Annotated in this window: 19 protein-coding genes; 9 read left to right on the forward strand and 10 right to left on the reverse strand. The window is 68.8% G+C overall.

The genetic code is table 11. From position 1 onward, the window contains the following. Window positions 1-49 precede the first annotated feature (49 nt). Window positions 50-886, forward strand: coding sequence for an oxidoreductase (locus GC106_RS31775; protein ID WP_173138281.1), 837 nt, complete (start codon window positions 50-52; stop codon window positions 884-886). Window positions 887-930: 44 nt separating this feature from the next. Continuing rightward, the gene (locus GC106_RS31780; protein ID WP_173138283.1) at window positions 931-1,665 is read left to right on the forward strand and encodes an alpha/beta fold hydrolase; all 735 of its coding nucleotides are present in this window, start codon (window positions 931-933) and stop codon (window positions 1,663-1,665) included. On the opposite strand, the gene GC106_RS49500 is transcribed toward GC106_RS31780, so the two are convergent. The 3 genes from GC106_RS49500 to GC106_RS31795 are packed head-to-tail and all read right to left on the reverse strand — an operon-like array spanning window position 1,625 to window position 4,040. Continuing rightward, entirely contained in the window at window positions 1,625-2,857 is a 1,233-nt protein-coding gene (locus GC106_RS49500; protein WP_217281239.1) for a PP2C family protein-serine/threonine phosphatase, read from the reverse strand. The two genes, GC106_RS31780 and GC106_RS49500, sit on opposite strands and share 41 nt — an antisense overlap. Further along, window positions 2,854-3,297, reverse strand: coding sequence for a DUF2243 domain-containing protein (locus GC106_RS31790; RefSeq protein WP_173138285.1), 444 nt, complete (start codon window positions 3,295-3,297; stop codon window positions 2,854-2,856). The genes GC106_RS49500 and GC106_RS31790 overlap by 4 nt, the downstream gene beginning before the upstream one ends. A 32-nt stretch (window positions 3,298-3,329) precedes the next feature. Then, on the reverse strand, window positions 3,330-4,040 hold the full coding sequence (locus GC106_RS31795; RefSeq protein WP_173138287.1) for an AfsR/SARP family transcriptional regulator: 711 nt from the start codon (window positions 4,038-4,040) through the stop codon (window positions 3,330-3,332). A 201-nt stretch (window positions 4,041-4,241) separates the two neighbouring features. Here GC106_RS31795 and GC106_RS31800 point away from each other — a divergent pair, with 201 nt between their 5' ends. The 5 genes from GC106_RS31800 to GC106_RS31820 all read left to right on the forward strand — a co-directional run bounded on the left by GC106_RS31800 (window position 4,242) and on the right by GC106_RS31820 (window position 9,663). Continuing rightward, window positions 4,242-5,105 carry a manganese catalase gene (locus tag GC106_RS31800; protein ID WP_173138289.1) on the forward strand — a complete coding sequence of 288 codons (864 nt, stop codon included), beginning with the start codon at window positions 4,242-4,244 and terminating at the stop codon, window positions 5,103-5,105. Between the two features lie 106 nt (window positions 5,106-5,211). Further along, entirely contained in the window at window positions 5,212-6,438 is a 1,227-nt protein-coding gene (locus GC106_RS31805; protein WP_173138291.1) for an Nramp family divalent metal transporter, read from the forward strand. 53 nt (window positions 6,439-6,491) lie between these two features. Then, window positions 6,492-7,568 carry a DNA alkylation repair protein gene (locus tag GC106_RS31810; protein WP_173138293.1) on the forward strand — a complete coding sequence of 359 codons (1,077 nt, stop codon included), beginning with the start codon at window positions 6,492-6,494 and terminating at the stop codon, window positions 7,566-7,568. Window positions 7,569-7,859: 291 nt separating this feature from the next. Then, a complete protein-coding gene (locus GC106_RS31815; protein ID WP_173138295.1) occupies window positions 7,860-9,263 on the forward strand; it encodes a hypothetical protein in 1,404 nt (467 codons plus the stop codon). Further along, window positions 9,256-9,663 (forward strand): hypothetical protein, encoded by a 408-nt coding sequence (locus GC106_RS31820; protein ID WP_173138297.1) that lies wholly within the window; start codon window positions 9,256-9,258, stop codon window positions 9,661-9,663. The genes GC106_RS31815 and GC106_RS31820 overlap by 8 nt, the downstream gene beginning before the upstream one ends. Window positions 9,664-9,825: 162 nt before the next feature. Here GC106_RS31820 and GC106_RS31825 read toward each other — a convergent pair whose 3' ends face one another. Then, complete coding sequence (locus GC106_RS31825; RefSeq protein WP_173138299.1) at window positions 9,826-10,431, reverse strand: NADPH-dependent FMN reductase; 606 nt, start codon at window positions 10,429-10,431, stop codon at window positions 9,826-9,828. 137 nt (window positions 10,432-10,568) lie between these two features. Beyond that, window positions 10,569-11,192, reverse strand: coding sequence for a TetR/AcrR family transcriptional regulator (locus GC106_RS31830; RefSeq protein WP_173138301.1), 624 nt, complete (start codon window positions 11,190-11,192; stop codon window positions 10,569-10,571). Window positions 11,193-11,244: 52 nt separating this feature from the next. Between GC106_RS31830 and GC106_RS31835 the strand changes: the two genes are divergently transcribed. Further along, complete coding sequence (locus GC106_RS31835) at window positions 11,245-12,030, forward strand: alpha/beta fold hydrolase (RefSeq protein WP_173138303.1); 786 nt, start codon at window positions 11,245-11,247, stop codon at window positions 12,028-12,030. An 8-nt stretch (window positions 12,031-12,038) separates the two neighbouring features. Here the strand turns inward: GC106_RS31835 and GC106_RS31840 are convergent, their stop codons facing one another. From GC106_RS31840 to GC106_RS31850, 3 genes are all read right to left on the reverse strand, one after another. After that, window positions 12,039-12,491, reverse strand: a complete 453-nt coding sequence (locus tag GC106_RS31840) for a hypothetical protein (protein WP_173138305.1) — start codon at window positions 12,489-12,491, stop codon at window positions 12,039-12,041. Between the two features lie 160 nt (window positions 12,492-12,651). Then, complete coding sequence (locus tag GC106_RS31845; protein ID WP_173138307.1) at window positions 12,652-13,674, reverse strand: hypothetical protein; 1,023 nt, start codon at window positions 13,672-13,674, stop codon at window positions 12,652-12,654. Further along, window positions 13,664-14,353, reverse strand: coding sequence for an HAD family hydrolase (locus GC106_RS31850; RefSeq protein ID WP_173138309.1), 690 nt, complete (start codon window positions 14,351-14,353; stop codon window positions 13,664-13,666). The genes GC106_RS31845 and GC106_RS31850 overlap by 11 nt, the downstream gene beginning before the upstream one ends. A gap of 33 nt (window positions 14,354-14,386) precedes the next feature. On the opposite strand from GC106_RS31850, the gene GC106_RS31855 reads away from it, so the two are divergent. Continuing rightward, a complete protein-coding gene (locus tag GC106_RS31855) occupies window positions 14,387-15,091 on the forward strand; it encodes a class I SAM-dependent methyltransferase (protein WP_217281241.1) in 705 nt (234 codons plus the stop codon). Window positions 15,092-15,098: 7 nt separating this feature from the next. Here the strand turns inward: GC106_RS31855 and GC106_RS31860 are convergent, their stop codons facing one another. Beyond that, window positions 15,099-21,047 carry a WD40 domain-containing protein gene (locus GC106_RS31860; protein WP_217281242.1) on the reverse strand — a complete coding sequence of 1,983 codons (5,949 nt, stop codon included), beginning with the start codon at window positions 21,045-21,047 and terminating at the stop codon, window positions 15,099-15,101. Between the two features lie 34 nt (window positions 21,048-21,081). Then, window positions 21,082-21,801, reverse strand: coding sequence for a hypothetical protein (locus GC106_RS31865; protein WP_173138313.1), 720 nt, complete (start codon window positions 21,799-21,801; stop codon window positions 21,082-21,084). Window positions 21,802-21,860: the final 59 nt, after the last annotated feature.

A 21,860-nucleotide genomic window follows, 5' to 3' on the forward strand; every position in this document is an offset into this window, starting at 1 on the left:
TTCCCTGGAAGCAACTAACCAGTTAGTTGGTCGAGTGGAAGAGGACATCATGAGCAGGACCTGGCTGATCACCGGCAGTTCTCGCGGGTTCGGGCTGGAGCTGGCCCGGGCGGCGCTCAAGGCCGGCGACAAAGTGGTCGCCACCGCCCGGCGGCCGGAACAGCTCAACGAGCTGGTGGCTGAACACGGTGCCGCGGTGCGGACGTTCGCGCTGGACGTCACCGACCCGGCCGCCGCGCGTGAAGCCGTGGCGTTCGCGATACGCGAGTTCGGCGGGCTCGACGTCGTGGTCAACAACGCCGGTTACGCCAACAGCGCGCCCATCGAGGACATGCCGGAGGACGACTTCCGGGCGCAGGTCGCAGCGAACTTCTTCGGCGTGGTCAACGTCACCCGCGCGGCTCTGCCGGTCTTCAGGGAGCAGCGCTCGGGGTACTTCATGCAGTTCTCGTCGGTCGGCGGCCGCGTCGGCGGATCGCCGGGCCTCGGGGCCTACCAGGCCGCCAAGTTCGCCGTCGAGGGCTTCTCCGAAGTGCTCACCAACGAGGTGAAGCCGCTGGGCATCCGGGTCACCATCGTCGAGCCGGGCGCGTTCCGCACGGACTGGCAGGGCGCGTCGATGGAGCGTGCCTCGGTCCGGCCGGAGTACGACGCGTCGGTCGGCGAAATGCACAGGTTGCGTGACGCGAGCGACGGCAAGCAGCCGGGTGACCCGGTACGCGGTGCCGGCATCCTCGTCGACCTGGTCAACCTGGAGACGCCTCCGTTGCGGCTGCTGCTCGGTGCCGACGCGGTCGAAGCGGTGCGGAGGTCGGACCAGATCCGCGGCGCGGAGGTCGAGGAATGGGCCGAGGTGAGCCGGTCGGCGGCCTTTCCGGTGAGCTGACGATCCAGGTCTTGCTGTGAACGTTTTCGGGGTAGTCCAGTGCCATGTCACCGTACGAGGCACGTTGGGACGACGTGGGCGGCCGCAAGGTCCGGAGTTTGACCGCGAGCAATGGCGACGGCACGGCGCCGCCTGTGGTGCTGGTTCCCGGGCTCGGCGCACTGGGCTACCTCATCGACACGATGCTGGGATGTTCGGTCTCGGGCCCGGCGTTTCTCGTGGACGTGCCCGGGTTCGGGCATCGGCGGCCCCGGCCCTGTCCCCCTGAGCTGCCGGATATCGCGGCGTTGACCGTCGACTGGTTACGCGCGGTGGCCAGGCGTCCGGTGGTCCTTTTCGGACACTCGACGGGTGCTCAGGTGGCGCTGCACGTGGCCCGATCAGCGCCGGAGTCGGTACGTTCGGTGGTGCTGGCCGGGCCGACGTTCCCGCCCGCCTTGCGCGAGCCGAAAGCCCTTCTCAGGGCGTTCATGCGCAACTCCCGCTACGAGCCGCAAGGGTTGATCCCGATCACCTGGCCGTACTACCTCAGGGGCGGTCCCGTTGCCCTGACGAGGTTCGTCCGGTCCGCGCAACAGGACCGGCCCGAGGAGGTGATCAAGTCGATCGGCTGCCCGGTCACGGTCATCCGCGGCCGGCACGACGCCTTCAGCCCGGCGGAGTGGTGCCGTGACCTGGCCGGCGAGCGGGTGATCACGGCTCCCGGCGCGCATACGTTCCCGTTCCGGCGAGGCGGTCTCACCGCTGCGCTTGTCGCCAGTTCACGCGACGGGACGTGACCATACGGCGTTCGCGGTGACTGCGCCATTCCACCAACAGCACTGTCGCGTCGTCCTGCAACTCGCCGTGCTGGTATTCGAGGATCTCGTGCATCAGGCGGCGCAGGGTCTCCGGCGCGGACAGCCCGTCGGCCTCCCGCCGGACCACGAAGTCGGCGAAGCGTTGCAGGCCGAACAGCGTGCCTGACGGGGCGCGGGCCTCCACGATCCCGTCGGTGTAGAACAGCAGGCGGTCGCCCGGTTCCAGGTGCTGCCCGCATTCCACGGGCTCCTGCGGCAACCGGAACCCCATCGGCGGGCTCGTCCGGCAGGACAACTCCTTCAGCCAGCGGCCCTGCCGGATCAGCAACGGCGGTGGGTGGCCGCGGTTGACCCAGCTGAACATCCCGGTCCGGTGGTCCAGGTGGGCCAGGATGCCGGTGGCGAACCTGCGCCTGCCGAACTGCTCGGCGATCGCCTCGTCGATGGCCACACTCGTCTCCGTCAGGCTCTTGTTCCGCCGCCGGGAATTCCGGCACGTACCGACCGCGAGCGCGACGGTCAGGCCCGCCGCCCGGTCATGGCCCATGGCGTCGAAGATCGACAGGTGCACGGCGTCACCGGTCATCGCGTAGTCCAGCGCGTCGCCGCCGATCTCGTAGGCGGGTTCGAGCTTGCCCGTGACCACGACGTCCTCGGTGGCGAACGCCAGCGGCGGGATCAGCGGCCACACCAGGTCGGCGGACACCGACATGGGCCGGCTCCGCACGAGTTCGGCGTAGGAGTCGCTGTGCGGCTTCTTGCTGACCAGGATCAAGGCGACCGCTGACGCGAGCGCACGCAGTCGTTCCACTGTGGACTTGTCGTGCACGGGCGCGACCACGCCGAGCACGCCGACCCGTTCGGTCCCGTCCAGCAGCGGAAGCCAGAAGTGGTGGCCGGCGGTCCCCCGGTCGGACGCGATCAGTTCGACGTGCCGGTAACACCGGCCCGCCATGCCCGCGTCCACCGGCGACACCTCGGTACGACCCATGGATGGGTCCAGCATGATCAGGTTCTCCTGGCGCAGGTCGGGGACCAGGATCGTCACGCCGGAGAACCCGGCCGCCGCGCAATGCCTGGTGACCAGCGCGGGCAGCGCTTCCATGGACGCCAGGTGGCTCGCTTCGAGCAAGCCCGCCAGCATCCGGAAGCCACCGCCGTCGACCGTCACCCCGGCTCCCTCACCCGCCCCCGGCCGAGCAGAGTGCCGATCGCGACGAGCGCGGCCCCGAAGGCCAGGAAAGCCAGGTCGTACGCGAGTTGCCCCGCACCGGAACGGACATGGTGGACACCGAGCACGAGGTGGTCGATGACGCCTTCGACCAGGTTGAACCAGCCCCAGCCGGCGAGTATCCAGCCGAACGCACGCCTGCCACGGTCCGGCGGGGCCTGCGGCGCCGCCCGGACCAGCAGCGCGACACCTGCCATCACCAGAATCAGGCACAGCAGGTGGAACAGGCCGTCGGCGAGCATGTTGGCCTGCATGTCCCGCGGGTACCAGCCGGACAGCATGTGGTGCCACTCCAGCAGCTGGTGCAGCACGATCCCGTCGATGAACCCGCCGATCCCCAGGCCGAGCAGCAGGCAGGCGGACGGGAAGAGGGTGCGCATGTCTTCGGCTACCCGGCGCGGCGCCCGGAAAACTAGACGTGCCTGAGCAGCGGCCTGACCAGGTCGTGGATCTGTGGCGACGGGCTGAGCCCGAGTTCGTCGCGCAAGCGGGTGCGGTAGGTCGCGTACTGGCGCACCGCGGCGGCCGGATTGCCGTCGGCGATGTGCAGCTCGACCAAGGTCCGGTGCGCGCTTTCCCGCAACGGATCCGTCCGCACCACCGCCATGGCCGCCGCATACGCCTGGTACCGGTCGCCGGACGACCACAGCCGGTGGCTCAGCGCCTCCAACGCACGCAACCGCGCCTGCCGCCACCAGTCCTGCTCCGCCTGCACCCAGTCGTGGTCCCAGCCCGGCAACAGATCGGCTTTCAGCAGCGTGACGGCGCCTTCTTCCGAGGGGGACTCGCGCGCCGCGACCACGGCCGCGAGCCGGCGAGCCCGGTGGAAGTCGACCTCGACACCGGAGCCGAGTTCGAGCATGTTCTCGTTGGACAGCACCAGCGGTTGGGACGGTTTGACCAACCGCCACAGCATCGACCGCAGGCACGCCGCGGCACGCCTCGCGGTGGCGTCCGGCCACAACAAGGCGGCCGCGGCCGTGCGTTCGATGGGAGTTTCCTGCAGCGCGAGCAAGGCCAGGAGTCTGCGGACGCCAGGCACCACGTGCACGGGCCGGCTGTCGCAGTCGAGGCGGAAACCGCCGAGCAGGCGGATCCGGGGCGGTGGCGAGGTGTCTGTCATCGGGGTCGCCCATCGGTTCAAGTTGGCTGTCAGACCCGTCGGATGCCCACGAAACGTGCTGTAACACGGGAATCGGCGGAAATTTTCGGCCTGCTGAGCTGCGGCGGTGACGCGCCCGTCGCGCGGCGGTGGCACGGGCGAGGCGCCGCGATCACACGCCGTTCCTAACGTCTGCGACCGTCGAATCCAAAGGGAGGCAACATGTTCCTGCACACCAGCAGGTTGCAGTTCGAGGCCAGGCCCGCGCGCCCGGACGCGCTCTACGCCCGCAAGCTCCAGGAACTCATCGGCGGTGCGTACGGCGAGATGACCGTGACCATGCAGTACCTGTTCCAGGGCTGGAACTGCCGGATCGAGGGCAAGTACAAGGACCTGATCATGGACGTGGCGACCGAGGAGATCGGCCACGTCGAGATGCTCGCCACCATGGTCGCCCGGCTGCTGGAGGGCGCGCCCGCCGAGACGACCGCGGCGATGGTGGACAACGACCCGGTGGTGGCCGCGGTGATCGGCGGGATGGACCCGCAGCAGGCGATCGTCAGCGGCGGCGGGCCGACGTTGTCCGACAGCAACGGGGTGCCGTGGAACGGCCGGTTCATCGTGGCCAGCGGCAACCTGATGGCCGACTTCCGGGCGAACGTGGCGGCCGAGGCGCAGGGCAGGCTGCAGACCGCACGGCTGTACAACATGACCGACGACCCGGGCGTGCGCGACATGCTCAAGTTCAACCTCGCCAGGGACACCGCGCACCAGAACATGTGGCTCGCGGCGATCGAGGAGCTCCAGGAGGACGGGCTGGAAGGCCCGGTCAGCCCGAGCACGCTGTTCGACGAGGAGCACCAGGAGCACGCGGGCACGATCTGGCACAACTCCGACGGCACGCACGGCCCCGAGGGCCGGTGGGCCAGCGGACCGGCCCCGGACGGCATGCACGAGTTCTCGTACAAGATGGACGCGGAACCGCTGGGCGGCAAGGCATCGGCTCCCAAGCCGGACCCGTTGCTGTACGCGACCAGCCCGGAGAACCTCGGCCTGATCGAGAAGGCGATCAAGAAGCTCACCTGAGGTGTCCGCAGTGACGCGGCCGCCGTGAACCGGCCTTCACGCGGCTGTGTCCCGCCGGCCGCCGGTCTCCGGCGGCCGGCGCCTTCGTGTCGAGGAGAACGCTTGCATGGTCGCCACTTCAGTGCGAACACCCGTCATGGCGAGGCTGCGCTCGGCGGCCGTGGTGATGGGTCCGGCGTTTGTCGTCGCGGTCGCCTACGTCGATCCCGGCAACTTCGCCACCAACATGGCCGGCGGCGCCGCACACGGTTACCTGCTGCTCTGGGTGATCGTCAGCGCGAGCCTGCTGGCCATGTTCATCCAGTACCAGTCAGCCAAACTCGGCGTCGTCACCGGGCGCAACCTGCCGCAGTTGTGCCGTGAGCACTATTCCCGGCCGGTGACGGGCATGTTGTGGGTGCAGGCCGAACTGGTCGCGATGGCCACCGATCTCGCCGAGTTCGTCGGCGCGGCGGTGGCGCTCAACCTGCTGTTCGGCATACCGCTGCTGCCCGCGGCGATCATCACCGCGATCGTGTCGGCCGGTATCCTTGTGCTGCAACCGTTGCGGCGCAGGCGGTTCGAGTCGGTCATCGTCGGGCTGCTCGCGGTCGTGCTCGGCGGGTTCCTCTACCAGACCCTGCAACTCGGCCCGTTGACCGGCGCCGCGAGCGGCCTGCTGCCCGGCTTCGACGGCGCGGACAGCGTGCTGCTGGCCACCGGCATGCTCGGTGCCACCGTGATGCCGCACGTCATCTACCTGCACTCGGCGCTGACCCAGCAACACCACAACCCCCAACTGACCGACCGTGCGCTGCGGACCAGCAAGGCGGACATCGCCGTGGCGCTCACCATCGCCGGTGCTGTCAACGTCAGCATGCTCGTCGTGGCAGCGGGTGCGTTCCACACCGGAACGTCCGCTCCGCCGGAATCGCTTGAGCAGATGCACAGCGGCCTCGGCGCTCTGCTCGGGCCGGGGGCCTCGCTGGCGTTCGCGTTGGCGTTGCTGGCCTCGGGGCTGGCGGCGTCCAGCGTCGGCACGTACTCCGGGCAAGTGGTGATGGAGGGGTTCCTGCGCCGCCGTATCCCGCTGGGCCTGCGCAGGCTCGCCACCATGGCGCCCGCGTTGGCCATTCTCGCCCTCGGCGCGGACCCCACGCAGGCGCTGGTGATCAGCCAGGTCGTGTTGTCCTTCGGCATCCCGTTCGCCCTCGTCCCGCTCGTGCTGCTCGGCAAACGCCGGGACGTGATGGGCGTACACGCGAACAAACCCCTGGTCACGGCGATCGGAGCTGCGGCGGCCGTGGTCGTGTCGGGGCTCAACGTGTTCCTGCTCGTCCGCACCTTCCTCTGAACTGTCGTACCCCTCCGCTATCACTACATCGGGACGAGAGTGGAGGTCGTGGGATGCCGTTCGCCGACGAGATGCTCGGTGCCGACGTGGTCAAAGCGCTGGCCCAGTGCCTGGCGCGGGCCGGGCGCACACCGGGCAAGGTCAAGGGCGTCAAGCTGGCGGGGCTGACCCTGCGCGAGCGCGTGGACCTGGTGCGGGACGCGCTGCTGGCGGACGCGGGCGGCTGGCCGGACCTGGAGGCGTTGGTCCGTCAGTGCCTGACCGACCCGGCGTTCACCGGGTGGATGCTGTGGCCGGTGACCGAGGCGGTGTCCGTCAGCGCGCTGGACCACGGCGGTGCCAAGGCGTTCACGTCCGCGCTCGGGTTACAGGCCTCGCTCACCACCCGGCTGACCGCCGAGTTCGGGATTCGTGCGCTGCTGGACGCCGACCTGGATCGCGCGCTGCCGATCGTGCTCAAGTGGACGGGACACCCGAACGAGCACGTCCGGCGGCTGGCCTCCGAGGGCACGCGGCCGTTCCTGCCCTGGGCACGGCGCGTCAAGGCGATCGTCGGCCGTCCGTCGGCGGCGGTCCCGATCCTCGACGCCCTGTACCGGGACGAGTCCGCGTACGTCCGGCGCTCGGTGGCCAACCACCTCAACGACATCAGCAAGGCCGACCCGGACCTGGCCGTCGAGGTCGCCGCACGCTGGTCGGCCGACGGCAGCCCGCAACTGATCAAGCACGGGCTACGTACCCTGATCAAGAAGGGGTATCCGCCCGCGCTGGAACTGCTGGGATTCACGCGGCCCGAAGGCATCACGCTGACCGGGCCGGCCTTACCCGTGGACGTCGTGCGGATCGGCGATCGGCTGGCGTTCTCGTTCACCGTGCACAACACCGGCTCGGCCCCGGCGAACCTGGTGATCGACTACGTCGTGCACCACCGCAAGGCCAACGGCACGCAGACGCCCAAGGTGTTCAAGCTCGTCACCCGGAAGCTCGCGGGTGGCGAACAGTTCACTGTGGACCGTGCCCACTCGTTCAAGCCGATCACCACGCGCGTCTACCACCCGGGCAGACACGGCCTGGAGATCCAGATCAACGGCGAGTCGTTCGGACGCAAGGAGTTCGACCTGGTCGACTGAGGGGATTCGGAGCTGGTCGCGAACCTGCGCGAACGCGGGTGACCACCGGCAAGTGCGGCGGCGGACCTGTGGCATCGTGTCGGCACACCGGCGGGAGGAGAGAAACCTTTGCAGAGTTCTCGTCCGATGCGCTTCGACGGAGCCGACCAGCTGACCGAGCTGATCGATGAGTTGTCTCGCGCTCCGCGGACCGGTGCACGCCCCCTCAGGTCGAGCGAGTCAGGCCGGTGGACATCGGGCGGCAAGCGGGACCCGTCACCGGGTCGTCAGGGTCTGCCCATAGTGTGTCTGGTGCGTTCGGTCCCGCACCAGGACGTGCTCGGGCACCTCAGTCGATTGCTGGCGACGGCGGAACCGGAGCCTGTCCGGCACGCCCACGTCGTCCTTGACATGGATCGAGACGACGGCGTTGACAATGGTGTTGAAGCCATCCGGGACATCCTGTGGCGTGCCAGCGACCAGCTCACGAGCAGCTCCTGGTTCCGCGGCCGGTTGCGGTTCAAGCTGTTCACGCTGGTCGCATGGTTGATGAGCCTGGCGATCCCCCACGACGATCTCATGCCGGACCGCGAGCTGTCGCGCCGGATTCAGGTGCACACTCTGCTGGAGCGGTTCGGTTCACCAGTCGACGACCTCCGTCACGGGCCCGCCAGGACGCCTTGGTGGATGCGTCCCCTGCTGGTCCTGACCTCGGTGTGGTTCTGGCTCGCGGCCACCGGGCGGGTGCCACTGTTGCCGAGCCGGTACCGCTGGTTCATGCGGCAGCCGTACCTGACACCGGCGATGTCCGGCAGTTTCCTGTCCTTTGCCCGGCGTCTGGCCTACGGGGTATTTCAGCAGGAATCACCGGACCAGCTTTCGCGGTTGCTGGTCAACGCCTTTCTGGAGGACCTGCGCAGGGCCTACCGGCGGCGGCCGTGGCACGTGTGGCGCACCCGGCGGCGGACCTATCCGGTGTTGCTGCTGGACAACATCACCGTCACCAACGGCGGCTACCAGCTCCTGCGGTTGATCAACGACGTCCGCAACGAGACAGGCCGGTCCGACCCGCTGCTGGTGATCAGCGCCAGCCGGAAGGTGCCGCCGGGCGCAGGCAACGACGGCGCCTGGACCGCCCGTGAGGCGGTCGATGGGTATCACGCCTGGCGGACCAGGCTCCGCGACGCCCACCGACGGCGCGAGGAGAGCGAGTGGTACCTCCCGATCCGGATTCCGGACAGCGAGTCCGAGAACCCGTCCGAATGGTGGCCGGGATTCGAGCCCGGCAGACAGACGAGGACGCCATCGCGGCCCGCCACTGCACTGCGAACGCTGGCACGAACCGATCTGCTGATCGGAGTCTTCGCTGCCGCCCTCTACTGGACTATCGCCGGGAACGTCGCCTACACCGCGATCGCAGTCGTCGCCCTTGCCGCATCGGCAGCTCTTCTCTGGGGCCTGGACAGGTTTTCGGCCCGTCCTCGGTCGACCGGATTCTCACCCAGTCTGGCTATCCCGCAGAGCCGTGCACAACGCGGACGTGCGGCGACGCAGGACCTGGCCGTCGCGGACCGGGATGCGGCGCAGGCGGCTGACAACACCCTAAGAGGCCTGGAACGCCTGTTCGTCAGACTTGGCCCGCCGCCGGCCGAGTTGCTCACCACCCCACCGGAACCGACCTACGACGATGACCCACGGGGATCCGCCCATGAGTGACGAGCCGCAGCAGGCCAAGCCGTCATCGCATGCCTTGCAGATCGCCCAGATGTGGGCGAAGCTGCCACCCAAGCACCTCGAAGCGGCACTCAGGGCGCTGGAGCCGGAACTGCGGCGCGAACACGAGCATCGCCTCGCGCGGATGGCCCATGTTCGCTACATGTGCGGCCTGGGGGCGGGATTTGTCATCGCCATCGGAATGCTGACATCCGCTGTGTTCGTCGGCATCAACGGGCAGCCGTGGCTGGCCGCGCTGTTCACCGGCCCGAGCATGCTCGCCCTCGCGAAACTGTTCGTGATCCGCCGTGCGGATGCCGCGGACGCACGGCAGATCACACGAGCCCAGCAGAACGCTCTGGCCGGAGCTCCGGTCGAGCCGACCCCGCGCACACCGTTGTAAGCGACATCCTGGATGGACTCAGCGGACAGAGGGCGGTCGCCGAAGCCGGTGCGCGGTCAAGGTGTCGACGTCGGATTCCGCACCGGCCTGGTGGACCTGGGCGTGCCGAGGCGGCACCACGGCACGCGATGTCCTCGTATACCTGCACTTTCCTCGTGGGCCCTACTTGTCGGCCGTGGCCGGGGTGCGCAGCACTCGCAGCGCACGGGACCATGCGAGGACTTCGTCCAGCATGGTGGTGAGGGTGGTTTCGTGGCGTTCGCCGGGAGCGACGGCACCGAGTGGAGAGTCACTGAAGTCGAAGTCGTGATACAGGCTGATCGCGACCTGGGCGTGCACGTCGGCGATTTTGATCTCGCCCATGGTCTGCCGTAGTTGTTCGGCGGCGCGGATGCCGCCGAAGGCCCCGTAGCTCACGATTCCGGCGGCCTTGTCGTTCCACTCCGCGTACAGGTAGTCGATGGCGTTCTTCAGCGCGGCAGGGATGGCGCTGTTGTACTCCGGGGTGACGAACACGAACCCGTCGAACCTGTCGATCGTGGCCGCCCATCGCTTGGTATGTGCGTTCAGGTAGCCGTAACCGGTGGCTGCCGGGGCGGGCTCGTCCAGCATCGGCAGCTCGTAGTCGGCAATGTCGACGAGTTCGAGGCTGGCTTCTCCAGCCACGGCGGCGGGGTGCCGTCCGGCGGCCTCGGCGACCCACCGCGCCACGTCCACGACGCGGCGCCCGGGACGGGTGCTCCCCAGAATGATCGCGATCCGGATCACGGGCCTTCTCCTTGGATTCTGGTGTGCTCCAACGCGGGATGCCCGCAAGCTTCCCGGCACTGGGCGAGACCGGGCCAGACCGCTGCCTTGCTAGCCCTGACAGGGCCACGCTCACCGAGAGCGGTTCGATGGCACTGTCACACGGCATAGGCGGCAAGGAAGACCCGCACGGCCTCGTCAGCGAACCGGTCGAGATCGTCCGAGGTGAAGCCGGTGTCGTCGCCGTGGAACATGGCCTTGTTCAACGGGATGGACAGCACCAGCCAGTTGAAGTTCTGAGCGGCCAGCAGGGGGTCGTCCACCCGCATCAGGCCACGCCGGGCAAGCGCCTCGAACTGGGTGGCGAGCATGGCATGGGCGCGTTCGGCACCGGCGGCGTACCAGGCACGGGCCAGCTCGGGGAACCGCTCGGCCTCCGCGATGATCAACCGGCGGAGGCGGATCAGGTGCGGCTTGGTCACCTCGACGATGTGCCTGCGGGCGAACTCGCGCAGGTCGGCCTGGAGATCTTCGCTGTCCGCGAGTGCCTCGACCATCTCGTGGGTCAGCGCCGCGGTCGCGCTGATGTCGTTCCGGACGACCTCGATGTACAGCCGTTCCTTGTCGGCGAAGTGGTTGTACACCGTCACCTTGGACACGCCGGCGACAGCCGCGACCTCGTCCATGCTGGCGCCGCCGTATCCCTTGCGCAGGAACAAGGTGCGGGCGGCGTCGAGGATCGCACTCCGCTTGGCCGCGGTTCGGGGGTTCACGTCCGGCATATCTGAACTGTACAGTACAGTTCAGTTCACATAAAACTTCCGGGGAGCTGCCATGAACGTGAGATCGCACGACGGGACGCAGATCGCGTACGAGCTGCTGGGTACCGGGCAACCGCTGCTCCTCGTGGCGGGCGCGCTGCAAGGACGGGCTGGTCATCGTCCGTGGGCGGAAGAGCTCGCGCGGCACTTCACCGTGATCAGCTACGACCGCCGAGGCCGCGGTGACAGCGAGGACACGCCGCCCTACGCCGTCGATCGGGAAGTCGAAGACCTGGCGGCACTCATCGCCGCATGCGGTGGCACGGCCTCGGTCTACGGCCACTCATCGGGAGCGGCCCTGGTGATGCACGCCGCCGCCCGCGGACTGCCGATCGACAAGATCGTCCTGCACGAGCCGCCCTTCGGCGACGGCAGCGACGAAGAACGCCAGCGCGAGGACAAGGAAGCCGCGCACATCGCGGACTTGCTGGCGCAAGGCCGCAACGCCGACGCGGTCAAAACCTTCTACGCCCCGATCGGCATGCCGCCCGAGATTCTCGACCACATGGCGAACGACCCTGCCATACAGGCGAACGCACCCACGATCCTGTACGACCCCTACGCGGTCATGAGCCCTCGAAGCCGGAACGGCATGACGCCCGTCGAGCAGGCCCGCGGCATCACGACACAGGCACTCGTGCTCGCGGGTGACGCAAGCCCGCCGTGGATGATCGACGCGAGCAGGCAGATCGGGGAAGCGCTGCCGAACGGGCGTTTCCGGCTACTCGAAGGCCAGCAGCACGTCGTTCCGCCCGACGTACTCACGCCGGTGCTGACCGGCTTCTTGCTCGGTCGGTGACCGCTGGGTCAGTACTCCACACACCAGCTGTTGCCTTCGTAGATGTAGCTGTGCGGCACGCCCTCGCTGGAGCCGCCTTCGATCTTCATCTGCACCGTGGCGGACGTCTGGGAGAACATCGTGACCTTGCCGACGACGAACTTGGGGTTGGGCTCCTTCTCGAAGACCTCGTACATCGCGCCGGTGTCGCGTTGACGGCACACCAGGGCTTTCGCCGCCGCGGCGTCCTTACGGGCCACGGCATCCGCGTAGGCCTGTGCCACCGCCTTGACCGCTTCCTCGCCGCCTGTGTTCTGCGCCGTGGTCGGCTTCGCGGTCGGTTTCCGGGTCGGCGTCGGGACGTGCTCGTCGTTGGCCGTCGGCCGCGAAGTCGAGGCCGTGGGCGTGCCATCCCGGGTGGTCAGCACAATGACCGTGACTACGCCACCGATCAGCAGCAACGCCGCCACGACCACCGCCACGATCAGACCCGTGTTGCTCTTCCGCGGTGGTGGCGGAGGCGGATACCAACCGGGAGGAGGGGGTCCGTACGGACCAGGCGGCTGCTGCGGTGGCGGGTACGTCACGGTGTGCATGATGCCCCAGACGGACGCCGCCAGTCCGGCGTTTCCCCTAACGGCGTCATTCGATGCCGGAGTACAGCAGTCTCATGTACGCGCTGAAGGAGTCGCTGTCCTTGCGGTGCTCGGTCCGCCAGAGCTCCAGCTCGGCCTCGGTGATCTCGTCCCCGGTGATCTGCCGCAGGTGCCCGAGCAGGAACCGGTCGTCGTGGCTGGCCTTGAAGGTCACCTTGTCGTCGGACATCTCGAACTTGCGCATCAGGTCCAGCCGGAACACGGAGTACACAAAGGACTCACGGCCGAACCGGTACGACTCCGGCAGCTCCATCTGCGCCGACTTCGGCCCGAAGTACCACGAGACGTACACCGCCTGGTCCAGCATGACGTAGCGGTAGACCGCCGTGCTGTCGGTGTAGAGGATCTCGATCGGGCAGATGTGCCGGCACTCGAACAGCGCCACCACGTTGACCAGCAGTTCCCTGCGCAGGTCCCGCTTGATCTGGTCGATCGTCTGGCCTTCGTTGCCCACCCAGGACCGCCGGTCGAACGCGCGGCGCTGGATGGCCGCCTCGTTCGCCGGGCCGATCATCGCGATCCGGATGTGCGTCGGGTGGTGCCGCGCGGCCAGCAACCGGGCGGCGACGTAGCGCGCGCTGGGACCGTTGAACGCGAAGAAGTCCGACTCCTCCAGGTCCCTGGTGACGTCGATGTTGAACTCGTCGCCGTAGTTGCTGCCGGGGTTGACCGGCTCGTACGTCTTCTGCGGGACGAACAGCCGGTCGGTCGTGGCCGCGTTGTTCCTGACCTGTTCGCCGAGTTCCTTGAAGCCGTCCCGGATCGTGCTCTGCACGTTGCGGTCCTGCACCCAGTTGGCCAGTGCCACGAACATCAACGCGAACACCACGCTGGCGATCAGGTTCAGCCCGATCGCCGAGGAGATGTCCTCGGCGCTCAGATCGTCGTCCAGCGCGGCCAGCAGGACGCCGACCGCCAGCGCGACGCTGCATGCGGTCCCGAACGAGTACCAGACGAAGGTCCGGCTGAGCGAGCGTGTCCTGCGCTTCGGTTTGTCACTACTTGTCATGCGTGTCACCACTGAGCTCGTCGACGACGGTCAACGCCCACCGGACCGCGCCGGACAGGCTCGACACGATGGGCACGGCAAGGTCCTGTGCCCTGGCCAGGCTCACTAATGCCTGATCACCAGGGTGGTAGAACACGGCGGCGAGGCCACAGGCTTCGGCGGCACGCACGTCGTCGACGTTGTCGCCGACCATGAGCACCCGTTCCGGGCTGAGGTCCAGGTGTGCCAGGTGCTTGCGCAGATGCGGTTCCTTGAGGTGGATCTCGTCGCCGGTGGTTCCGTCCACCCGGGAGAAGAACCGCGCGATCGGCCCGAGCTGCCGCATCGCCATGAGCTGACCGTGCGGGTACATCGACAGCAGCGACTGCGTCCGGCCCGCGTCACGCCACATCGTCAACGCGTTCACGGCATCCTTGTGCAGTGTCGCGACGGCCATCCGGCGGGCGTACGAGAGTTGGAACTGCCGGTCGAGCGTGGCCTGCTCGGCCGCGCTCAACGTCCGTCCGGCCAGGTTGTCGTAGAAGAGGGTGATCGGCCGGGTGAAGTGGTCCCGGTACCGCTCCGTGGTCACTTCCGGCAGGCCGGCGGCGGCGAACGCGTCGGCTGTCGCGAGCACGAGCGCGGAGCCGTCGTCGAACAGCGTGCCGTTCCAGTCCCACACGATATGGTCTATCGCCAAGTTCTCGAGCCCTCCGGATGCGATGCTGGGACAGTGAGCCGAATCCAAGCCCGTGCCACGGCGGCGAACCGGGAGCGGTACCAGCACGACGAGGTCGCCGGGTACCTGACTGATCCGTACCACCGCCGTCGGCTCGAACTGGCGATCACGGTGCTGGCCAAGCACTTGCGGCCCGGCCGGACCGTCGTGGACCTCGGCGCGAACGAAGGGCAGGCGTGCAGCGCGTTGGCCGGCAGAGGTTTCCGCCCGATCGCCTGCGACATCGTGCCGGACGCACGGCGTGCCGCGCGTGACCGCGGCCTGCTCGCGGTGGGCTTGGACGCCGGTGCCGCCTTGCCGTTCCGGACGGCCAGCCTGGACGGCATCCTCGCGGGCGAGATCATCGAGCATCTCTACGACCCGGCTTCGCTGCTGCGCGAATGCGGTCGCGTGCTGCGCCCCGGCGGCGTGGTCGTGATCACCACGCCCAATCTGGCCACGGCACAGGACAGGTTGCGGTTCCTGCTCGGGCGCTCGCCGAGGCAGGTCGACCCGTTCCATGAGTACCTCAGCCTGCACATCCGCCCGTTCACGTACGAACTGCTGGCCACCGGCCTGCGCAAGGCGGGGCTGACGCCGAAGCGGCCGCTGTCCAACTACGTGGTCTGGCGCACGCGGCGCGGTGAGATCCGGTCGGCGTGGGCCGCCCGGCGCTGGCCGACGCTGGGCGGTTCGCTGATCGTGGCGGCGGTGCGCTGAACCGCGGTCAGAACGGTTCATCGGCGGGTACCGTGTGCACGTTGCGAAGTACGGTGTCGAGTTCGCCGATCTCGAACCGGCACAACCCGATCACGTGCCAGAACTCGCTGGTGAGTTTGCCTTCGGTCTTGTACCGCCCGTCCGGGGCCACGGCGGCCCACGCGCCGCGCAACCCGAGCAGGGTCAGCGACAAGCGCGGCCGTGACCGGTCGCCGACGTCCCACAACCGGGTCGTCCCGTCGTCGGCCCCGCTGGCCAGCATCCGCCCGTCCGGGCTGAAGTCGATCGACCAGATCCGCCGGGTGTGCCCGGCCAGCGCGTGCAGGTGCGCACCGGTGCCGAGGTCCCAGAGGTGGATCAGGGTGTCGTCGCCCGCGGTGGCGAACACCTGCCCGTCCGGGCTGATCCGGCCGGTCCACAGCTTGCCGCGCTGACCGGCCAGGGTGTGCAGGGCCGCGCCGGTGGCCACGTCCCAGAGAATGGCCGTGCCGTCGTTGCTGACGCTGGCCAGCACCGTGCCGTCCGCGGTGAACTGGACCTCGTACACGCGGTCCGAGTGTCCCAACAGGACCTTCAGGTTCTCACCGGTGTCGGCGTCGAACAGCCGGACCTTCGAGTCGTCACAACCCGTTGCCACGGTACGGCCGTCCGGGCTGAACGCGACGGAACGAACCCGGCCACGGTGGTCGTGCAGGATCAGTTTCCGCCGCCCGGTCGGGCGCCACCACAGCCGCACCGAGTCGTCGTCGTTGGCCGTGGCCAGGACGTTGCCGGTGGGGTCGAACGCGCTGGCCCACACGTGGTCGGTCTCGACGTCCAGTTCCTGGTCGGATTCCCAGCTGCCGAGGTGCCACATGTGCATGCCGCCGTCGTTGCTCGTGGTGGCCAGCAACGGTTTTGTCGGCGAGAACACCGCGGAGGTCAGTTGGTCGGCCCGCCCCTGCAACGGATCGGTGACCAGCTTGCCCAGGTGCGGGTCCCACACCCGCACGCGACCGTCGTTCCCGCTGACCGCGAGCAGGTCGCCCGCGGGGTTGAAGTTCACCTTGGTGATCCGGCGGCCGTGGCCGTACAGCTCGTGGATCTGCCTGCCGTCCTCGGGCTCCCAGATCCGTACTGTGCCGTCCTTCCCGGTGGTCGCGATCTGACGCGAGTCCGGCCGGAACGCGGGCGGCCACACCGCTCCGCGGTGTGCCTGCACGTCGAACCGTTCCTGACCGGAAGGGATGTCCCAGACACGCAACCCGCCGTCGGCGTCACCGCTCGCCAGGGCGGTGCCGTCCGGGCTGAAGGCGAGTTGGTACACGGACGCGGCCTCGGAACGCAGCGGCGACATCCGGGCCTGCGCGCCGGACAGCTGCCATAGCCGGACCGCACCGACCGTGTCGCCCGTGGCCAACAGGGCGCGTTTCGGGTGGAACTCGACCGAGTAGATGTCGCCGGGATGACCGGTCAGGTGATGGGTGCGGGCGCCGGTGTCTGTGTCCCAAATGGACAGTCTGCCGTTGCGGCCGCCCGCCGCCAGCAGCCTGCCGTCGTGGCTGAAGCTGAGCGAGTAGATCGCCGCGGCACCCGGCACGTTCATCCGGTGTGCCTCGGTCCCCGTGACCAGGTCCCAGATCCGTACGGTCCCGGCGTTGTCCGCGGTGGCGAGCAACGCGGTGTCCGGCGCCGGGTGGAAGGCCAGTGCCCAGATCCGCTCGATGTGGCCCGGCAACTGCTGCAGCACCTGCCCGTCGGGCATGGCGCGTACCCAGACGACACCGGCCGCGTCGCCGTACGCGACCAGTTTGCCGCGACGATCCTGTGTCAGCGGCCAGACCGGCGCCTCATGGTCGGTGAACACGGCGTGCTGTTCGCCGGTCGACGGGTCCCAGCAGCGCACAGTGCCGTCCGCGGACCCGGTGACCAACGCACTGGCGCCGTACGTCACCGCGTACACACGGTCGAGATGCCCCTTCAAGGTCCGGATCGGCAGGCCTTTGTCCGTGTCGCACAACAACACGCCGCCGTCCCCGTTGCCCACCGCGAGCAGGGAACCGTCCGTGCTGTACGCCAGGGGCCGGGGCAGCCGGCCGACCTCGAAGCCGAACGGCACGCCGACCCCGGACGGCTGCAACCCGACGAGCACCGGCTGCCCTGGCGCCACGGCCGCGCCGCCCAACTGGGCGGACGTCCGCAAAGCGTTGTCAGCGGTGACGTTCAGCAGGGCCGCGCGTGACCACCGGCATCCCGTGGCTTCCACACCACGCAGATCGGTTCCGGAGAGCCGTGCCTCGGTCAGGTCCGCCCCGGTGAGATCCGCGCCGGACAACACGGCGTCGTCCAGCCGGACGCGCCTGAGCTGGGCGTCCCGCATGATCGCGCGGGACAGCTTGGTCCCGATCAGCCGTGCGTCGGTCAGGTCCGCGCCGGTCAGGTCGACTCCGCTGAGATCCCGGTACGAGAAGTCCTCGCCGCGCAGCGACGCACCCCGCAGATCCGCCTTGGCCGGTGTCCGCAACCGCTTGCTCACCTTGAGGGCGTTGGTGTTCGCGATGTGCTCGCTGTCCGGGTGCATGGCCCAGGCGCGCAGCCGGTGCGGATCGGCGAGGTCGCACAGGAAGTCGACGGTCAGCTGGGACAGCACCTGGCGGCCGAGCAGCGGCGGATTCTCGTCGCCACGGTTGAACTGCGCGGCGATCTCGTTGGCCACCAGCCACTCCATCACCGAACCGTGGATGAAGCCGAACATCTCCTCGGTCCGCACCAGCAGGCTGCCCGCGCCGACCGCGTGCGTGGCCTGCGGCGGGGACAGCGGCGTGTCGGCCAGGCCGGTCAACGCCTGCGCGATCTCGGCCACGTCGTCCAGCCGCAGCAGGACCTCGTTGGACTCCCACATCCGCACGGCCAACGTGGTGACCGCGTGCCAGAGCTCGTCGATCGACAGACCGGTGGGGCTGCCCCGCATACCGTGCACCCGCCGGTACTCGAAGGCGAGCCACGAGCTCAGAACCTCCTGGTAGAGCCCGGCCGCGCTCATCGCCTGCCGTGCCCTGGCCGCCGCCGCGAGCCGGTCGGCGTCCAGATCGGCGACGAAGCTGAGCATCCGCGGGTTGCGCGCCAGGCCGCCCAGGTCCTCGATCCGGCTGACCAGATCGAGCCGTTCGTGCGCGGCCCGCTGGTCGTGGCCGTACCGGTTGACCAGGTACCTGCCCATCTGTTCCGGGGTGAAGTCCTCCAGTTGCAGAATCCGGCGGTGCGCCAGGACACCGACCCGTTCGCCGAGCGCGGTACGGACCTGCTCGTCGTTCTGGAAGTGCTGCGTCCGGCTGCTCACCACGATCTTGGCCTGCCCCTGCGCCGCGGCGAGCAGCGTCTGCAGGTGGTCCGCGGCACGCTCGTAGGTGACCCTGCTGGCCAGTTCGTCGAACCCGTCGAACAACAACACGACTCGGCCTTGCCGCAACAGGTAAGTGAAAGCGCGCAGGTCGATCCGCGCCTCGCCGTGGTTGGCCAGGTGCGCGGCCACCAACGTCTCGACCCGGTGCGCCTTGTCCAGCGTGCGCAGCTCGATCAGGATCGGGGTCACTCCCGGCAGCCTGACGGGCAGCTCCATCGCGAGCTTGCGCATGGCGAACGTCTTGCCCCGGCCGAAGTCGCCCATCAGCAGGATGAAACTGCCTTCGTCCGCCGACAGCAGCTCGATCATCTCGGCCACGACGTCCTGACGCACGGACGAGTCCACCCCTGCCACCTCACGGAACCGCTGCGGCACATACAGATCCGGTGGGTAGACGAGGTCCTTGCGCAGCCGTTCGGTCTGTGCGGTCACGTAGTCGCGCAGATCCAGCAGCCCCTGGAACTCGGCGAAACTGCGTACCCGCACGCCGTCGCGCACCGCGTCCTCCAGCAGCGCGGTTCCCGGGTTCGGGCCCTGGTAGACGAGTTCGGCCCCCTGTTCGGTGCCGCTGCCCCGGAGCACCCGGACGAACGCGTCCACGTCGTCACCGCTCAGCGCGCCAACGTGAGCCGCCACCCGGAACTGGTGCACCGCCTCCCCATCGGGATAGGTGACCAGCAGCGACGCCGGCCGTCCGGCCAGCCGGCGGATCCGGGCGCCCGGGTAACGGACCTCGCACACCTCGGTGATCCGTTGCAGCAACAGGCTGACCGGGTCTTCGCCCGGTTCCACGGTGGGTTGCGGTTCCTGGTCCAACGGGCCGCTGTCGGCGGCGGGGAACGTCCGATCCACCGCGTGCCAACGACGGTTCACGCGAACCGCCTCGGCTGGGGACCCGGCTCCCAGCGACCAGGACGTCAGGCCGTCACGGGTGATGGTCAGGATCTGCGCACCATTCCGCGGCGGACGCACGACAGGCACGCCCGAGGGCAGTTCACCCGCGGGCCCGGACGCGCCTTCGGTGTGCAGCAACAGGTTCAGGTGCGGCGCGAGCACCCGGTCGAGTTCCGCGGTGTCACGCAGCTTGTCCGCGGCCGGGTCCTGCGTCGACGTCGGCGCGTGCTGCAGGACCCCGATCCGCAGGTGGCCGGACTGCGCGAAGCCGGCCATGCTCTGCGCGAACCAGTCCAGTTGCGCGGGACCGAGCCAGCCCGGCTCGTCGAGCGACAGGTGGGTGTGCGAGATCGTGGAGTTGAGCCCCGCCACGGCGATTCTCAGATCGGCGACGGCGTACAGCGTCCACGGCAGGCCGTCGACGAACACCGGGCTGTCGACGTCCGGGTACAGCTGGCCGAACAACCGGCTGAAGTGCCGCCACTTGCGGAAGTACGGCGCCTGCGGCTCGATTCCGTCCGCCCGGCAGTCGGCGAAGTACGCTTCACACGCCGCCACCGTGATGTCGCCGATGCCGGGAACGACCACGACCCGGTTGGCTTCGAGGCCGAGCATGGAGCGCAAGCCGGTGATGAAGCTCATCGCCTGCTCGAACTGCGCGGGCGATCCGGACTCCGTCAGGCTGCCGCCCACCACGATCAGATCAGGGTCAGCCGCCTCGTCGAGCGCGGACCGCAACTGCGCCAACCGTTCGACCGGTCCGTCCGGTCCGGCGCCGAACCGCGGGGCGGCGACATGCAGGATGCTCACCTGCTGCCGCTCGCCGGACGTGTGCGCGATCGAGGGCGGGAACCGCGTCGCCTGCGTGGGAACCCGGTTCACGGCAGGCGGTTCCGTCTGCGGCAGCCGTGGATACCTGGGGGTGTCGTCCGGCTTCGCGCGGCCGGACAACGCATGCCGGATGCGGTCGAGCAGCCGGGCCCGTGCCACGGCGGGATCGGTCAACCCGACCAGGTCGACAAACGTGATCGGCGCCAGCAGCCCGTCGAGCACGACTTCCTCGATCCGGACAGGCAGCAGCTTGGTCGTCGAGTCGTTGTGCGCGGCCTGTAGCGCGGCGATCCACTCCATCTTGCCGTACTTGGAGCCCAGGTAGTTCTGCGACAGCACCGCGATGACCGCGGACGCCTCCCGGATGCCCCGGTCGATGAACTCGAAGAAGTTCGTGCCCGGCACGAAGTCCCAGGACTGGATCATCACGTGGTAGCCGGCGTCCTCGAGTTCGTGGGCGATCCACGTCGCCCAGTCCTCGTTGGCCAGCGAGTAGCTGATGAAGAAGTCGACCGTGCCCGAGTCGGGCGGGCGCGGCGCCCTGGCCGGGAGGACCACCGCGGCACCAGGGTCCACATCGGACGCCTGGTCGGCCGCCTTCGTGGTGACCGACGCGGTCAGCGTGGCCGCTTCGTCCGCGGGGACACCGAAGACGTGCGCGAGCACTTTGAGCTCGTGCACACCGACCGGCCTGAGCTGGTTCTCGATCTCGGTGAGCGCGTCCTCGGTCAGGGAATGGCCGCCCGCCACCTCGCATTCACGTGCCAGGCGCGTGAGCGACCAGCCAAGCCGCTCCCGTCGCGTGCCGACCCAGGTCGCCAGCGTCGCTTTGTCCGGCTGCTGTCGCACGGTACCTCCCCGCCCGTTGACACGGACACACCGATCAAGCTCCGTCGTCCACGGCGACCGCGGCGCCTAACTGTGCTGTCCCGTACAGAGTCGTGCATGTGCCATAGGGACTCATTCCGTACACGGCCAGTTCGGTCAGCGTCCCGCTGAAGTCCCGCGCCGGTGGCAGGCCGCTGAGATCCACCCGGAACGTCGGGTCGACCGGCCACGCCAACGTCACATGCGGGTTGAACCGGTCCCGTCCGTCGTCGTCGGTCACTTCGTCGTAGCCGAACCGCCGCAGTTGCGCCCGCTGGCCAGGATCCGTGCGCGGGTCGTCGATCAGGTCACGGAGCCGCAGTCCGGCCGGGTCTGTCTCGCGAAGACGTCCCTGCCGCAGCGGCTCCACCTCCGCGATCACCGCGCGTTGCAGATCGATCCATTTCGCTGTCTTGCGAAAAAACAGTTCCGGCGCGCCGAACGGATTGTGCCGATACTCCTGCCCTTCGGCGGGCAGAACCGGGAGCGTGCCGGCGAGCCGCCGGGTCGCGTTCACCACTTCGCCGATTTCGTCCTCGGCGACGGCGAGCATGAAGACCGAGACGTGCGGCTCGCACACCCCGGCCCCCACCGAGGTGAACGGCTGCCCCAGCCGGAAGTGCGCGGCATGACCGTGTTCGGCCATCCGGCCGACCATCCGGTCACCGAGTTCGAGCGAGGCCCGCCGCAACTCCGGGGGCAGAACAACGACGACATCCAGGACCACCAGTGTCATCGATGATTCCTTTCCGAACGGAAGAGCGACTTCAGCGGCAAAGGAGCACGGCGGCTTCG

This window comes from Kibdelosporangium persicum, assembly GCF_013280595.1.
Taxonomy (GTDB): domain Bacteria; phylum Actinomycetota; class Actinomycetes; order Mycobacteriales; family Pseudonocardiaceae; genus Kibdelosporangium; species Kibdelosporangium persicum.

Excerpts from the sequence above, each read along its gene's own strand:
- GC106_RS31775 (WP_173138281.1), top strand. The coding sequence starts at position 50 with ATGAGCAGGACCTGGCTGATCACCGGCAGTTCTCGCGGGTTCGGGCTG.
- GC106_RS31780 (WP_173138283.1), top strand. The coding sequence starts at position 931 with ATGTCACCGTACGAGGCACGTTGGGACGACGTGGGCGGCCGCAAGGTC.
- GC106_RS31790 (WP_173138285.1), bottom strand. The coding sequence starts at position 3,297 with ATGCGCACCCTCTTCCCGTCCGCCTGCCTGCTGCTCGGCCTGGGGATC.
- GC106_RS31795 (WP_173138287.1), bottom strand. The coding sequence starts at position 4,040 with ATGACAGACACCTCGCCACCGCCCCGGATCCGCCTGCTCGGCGGTTTC.
- GC106_RS31800 (WP_173138289.1), top strand. The coding sequence starts at position 4,242 with ATGTTCCTGCACACCAGCAGGTTGCAGTTCGAGGCCAGGCCCGCGCGC.
- GC106_RS31805 (WP_173138291.1), top strand. The coding sequence starts at position 5,212 with ATGGTCGCCACTTCAGTGCGAACACCCGTCATGGCGAGGCTGCGCTCG.
- GC106_RS31810 (WP_173138293.1), top strand. The coding sequence starts at position 6,492 with ATGCCGTTCGCCGACGAGATGCTCGGTGCCGACGTGGTCAAAGCGCTG.
- GC106_RS31820 (WP_173138297.1), top strand. The coding sequence starts at position 9,256 with ATGAGTGACGAGCCGCAGCAGGCCAAGCCGTCATCGCATGCCTTGCAG.
- GC106_RS31830 (WP_173138301.1), bottom strand. The coding sequence starts at position 11,192 with ATGCCGGACGTGAACCCCCGAACCGCGGCCAAGCGGAGTGCGATCCTC.
- GC106_RS31835 (WP_173138303.1), top strand. The coding sequence starts at position 11,245 with ATGAACGTGAGATCGCACGACGGGACGCAGATCGCGTACGAGCTGCTG.
- GC106_RS31845 (WP_173138307.1), bottom strand. The coding sequence starts at position 13,674 with ATGACAAGTAGTGACAAACCGAAGCGCAGGACACGCTCGCTCAGCCGG.
- GC106_RS31865 (WP_173138313.1), bottom strand. The coding sequence starts at position 21,801 with ATGACACTGGTGGTCCTGGATGTCGTCGTTGTTCTGCCCCCGGAGTTG.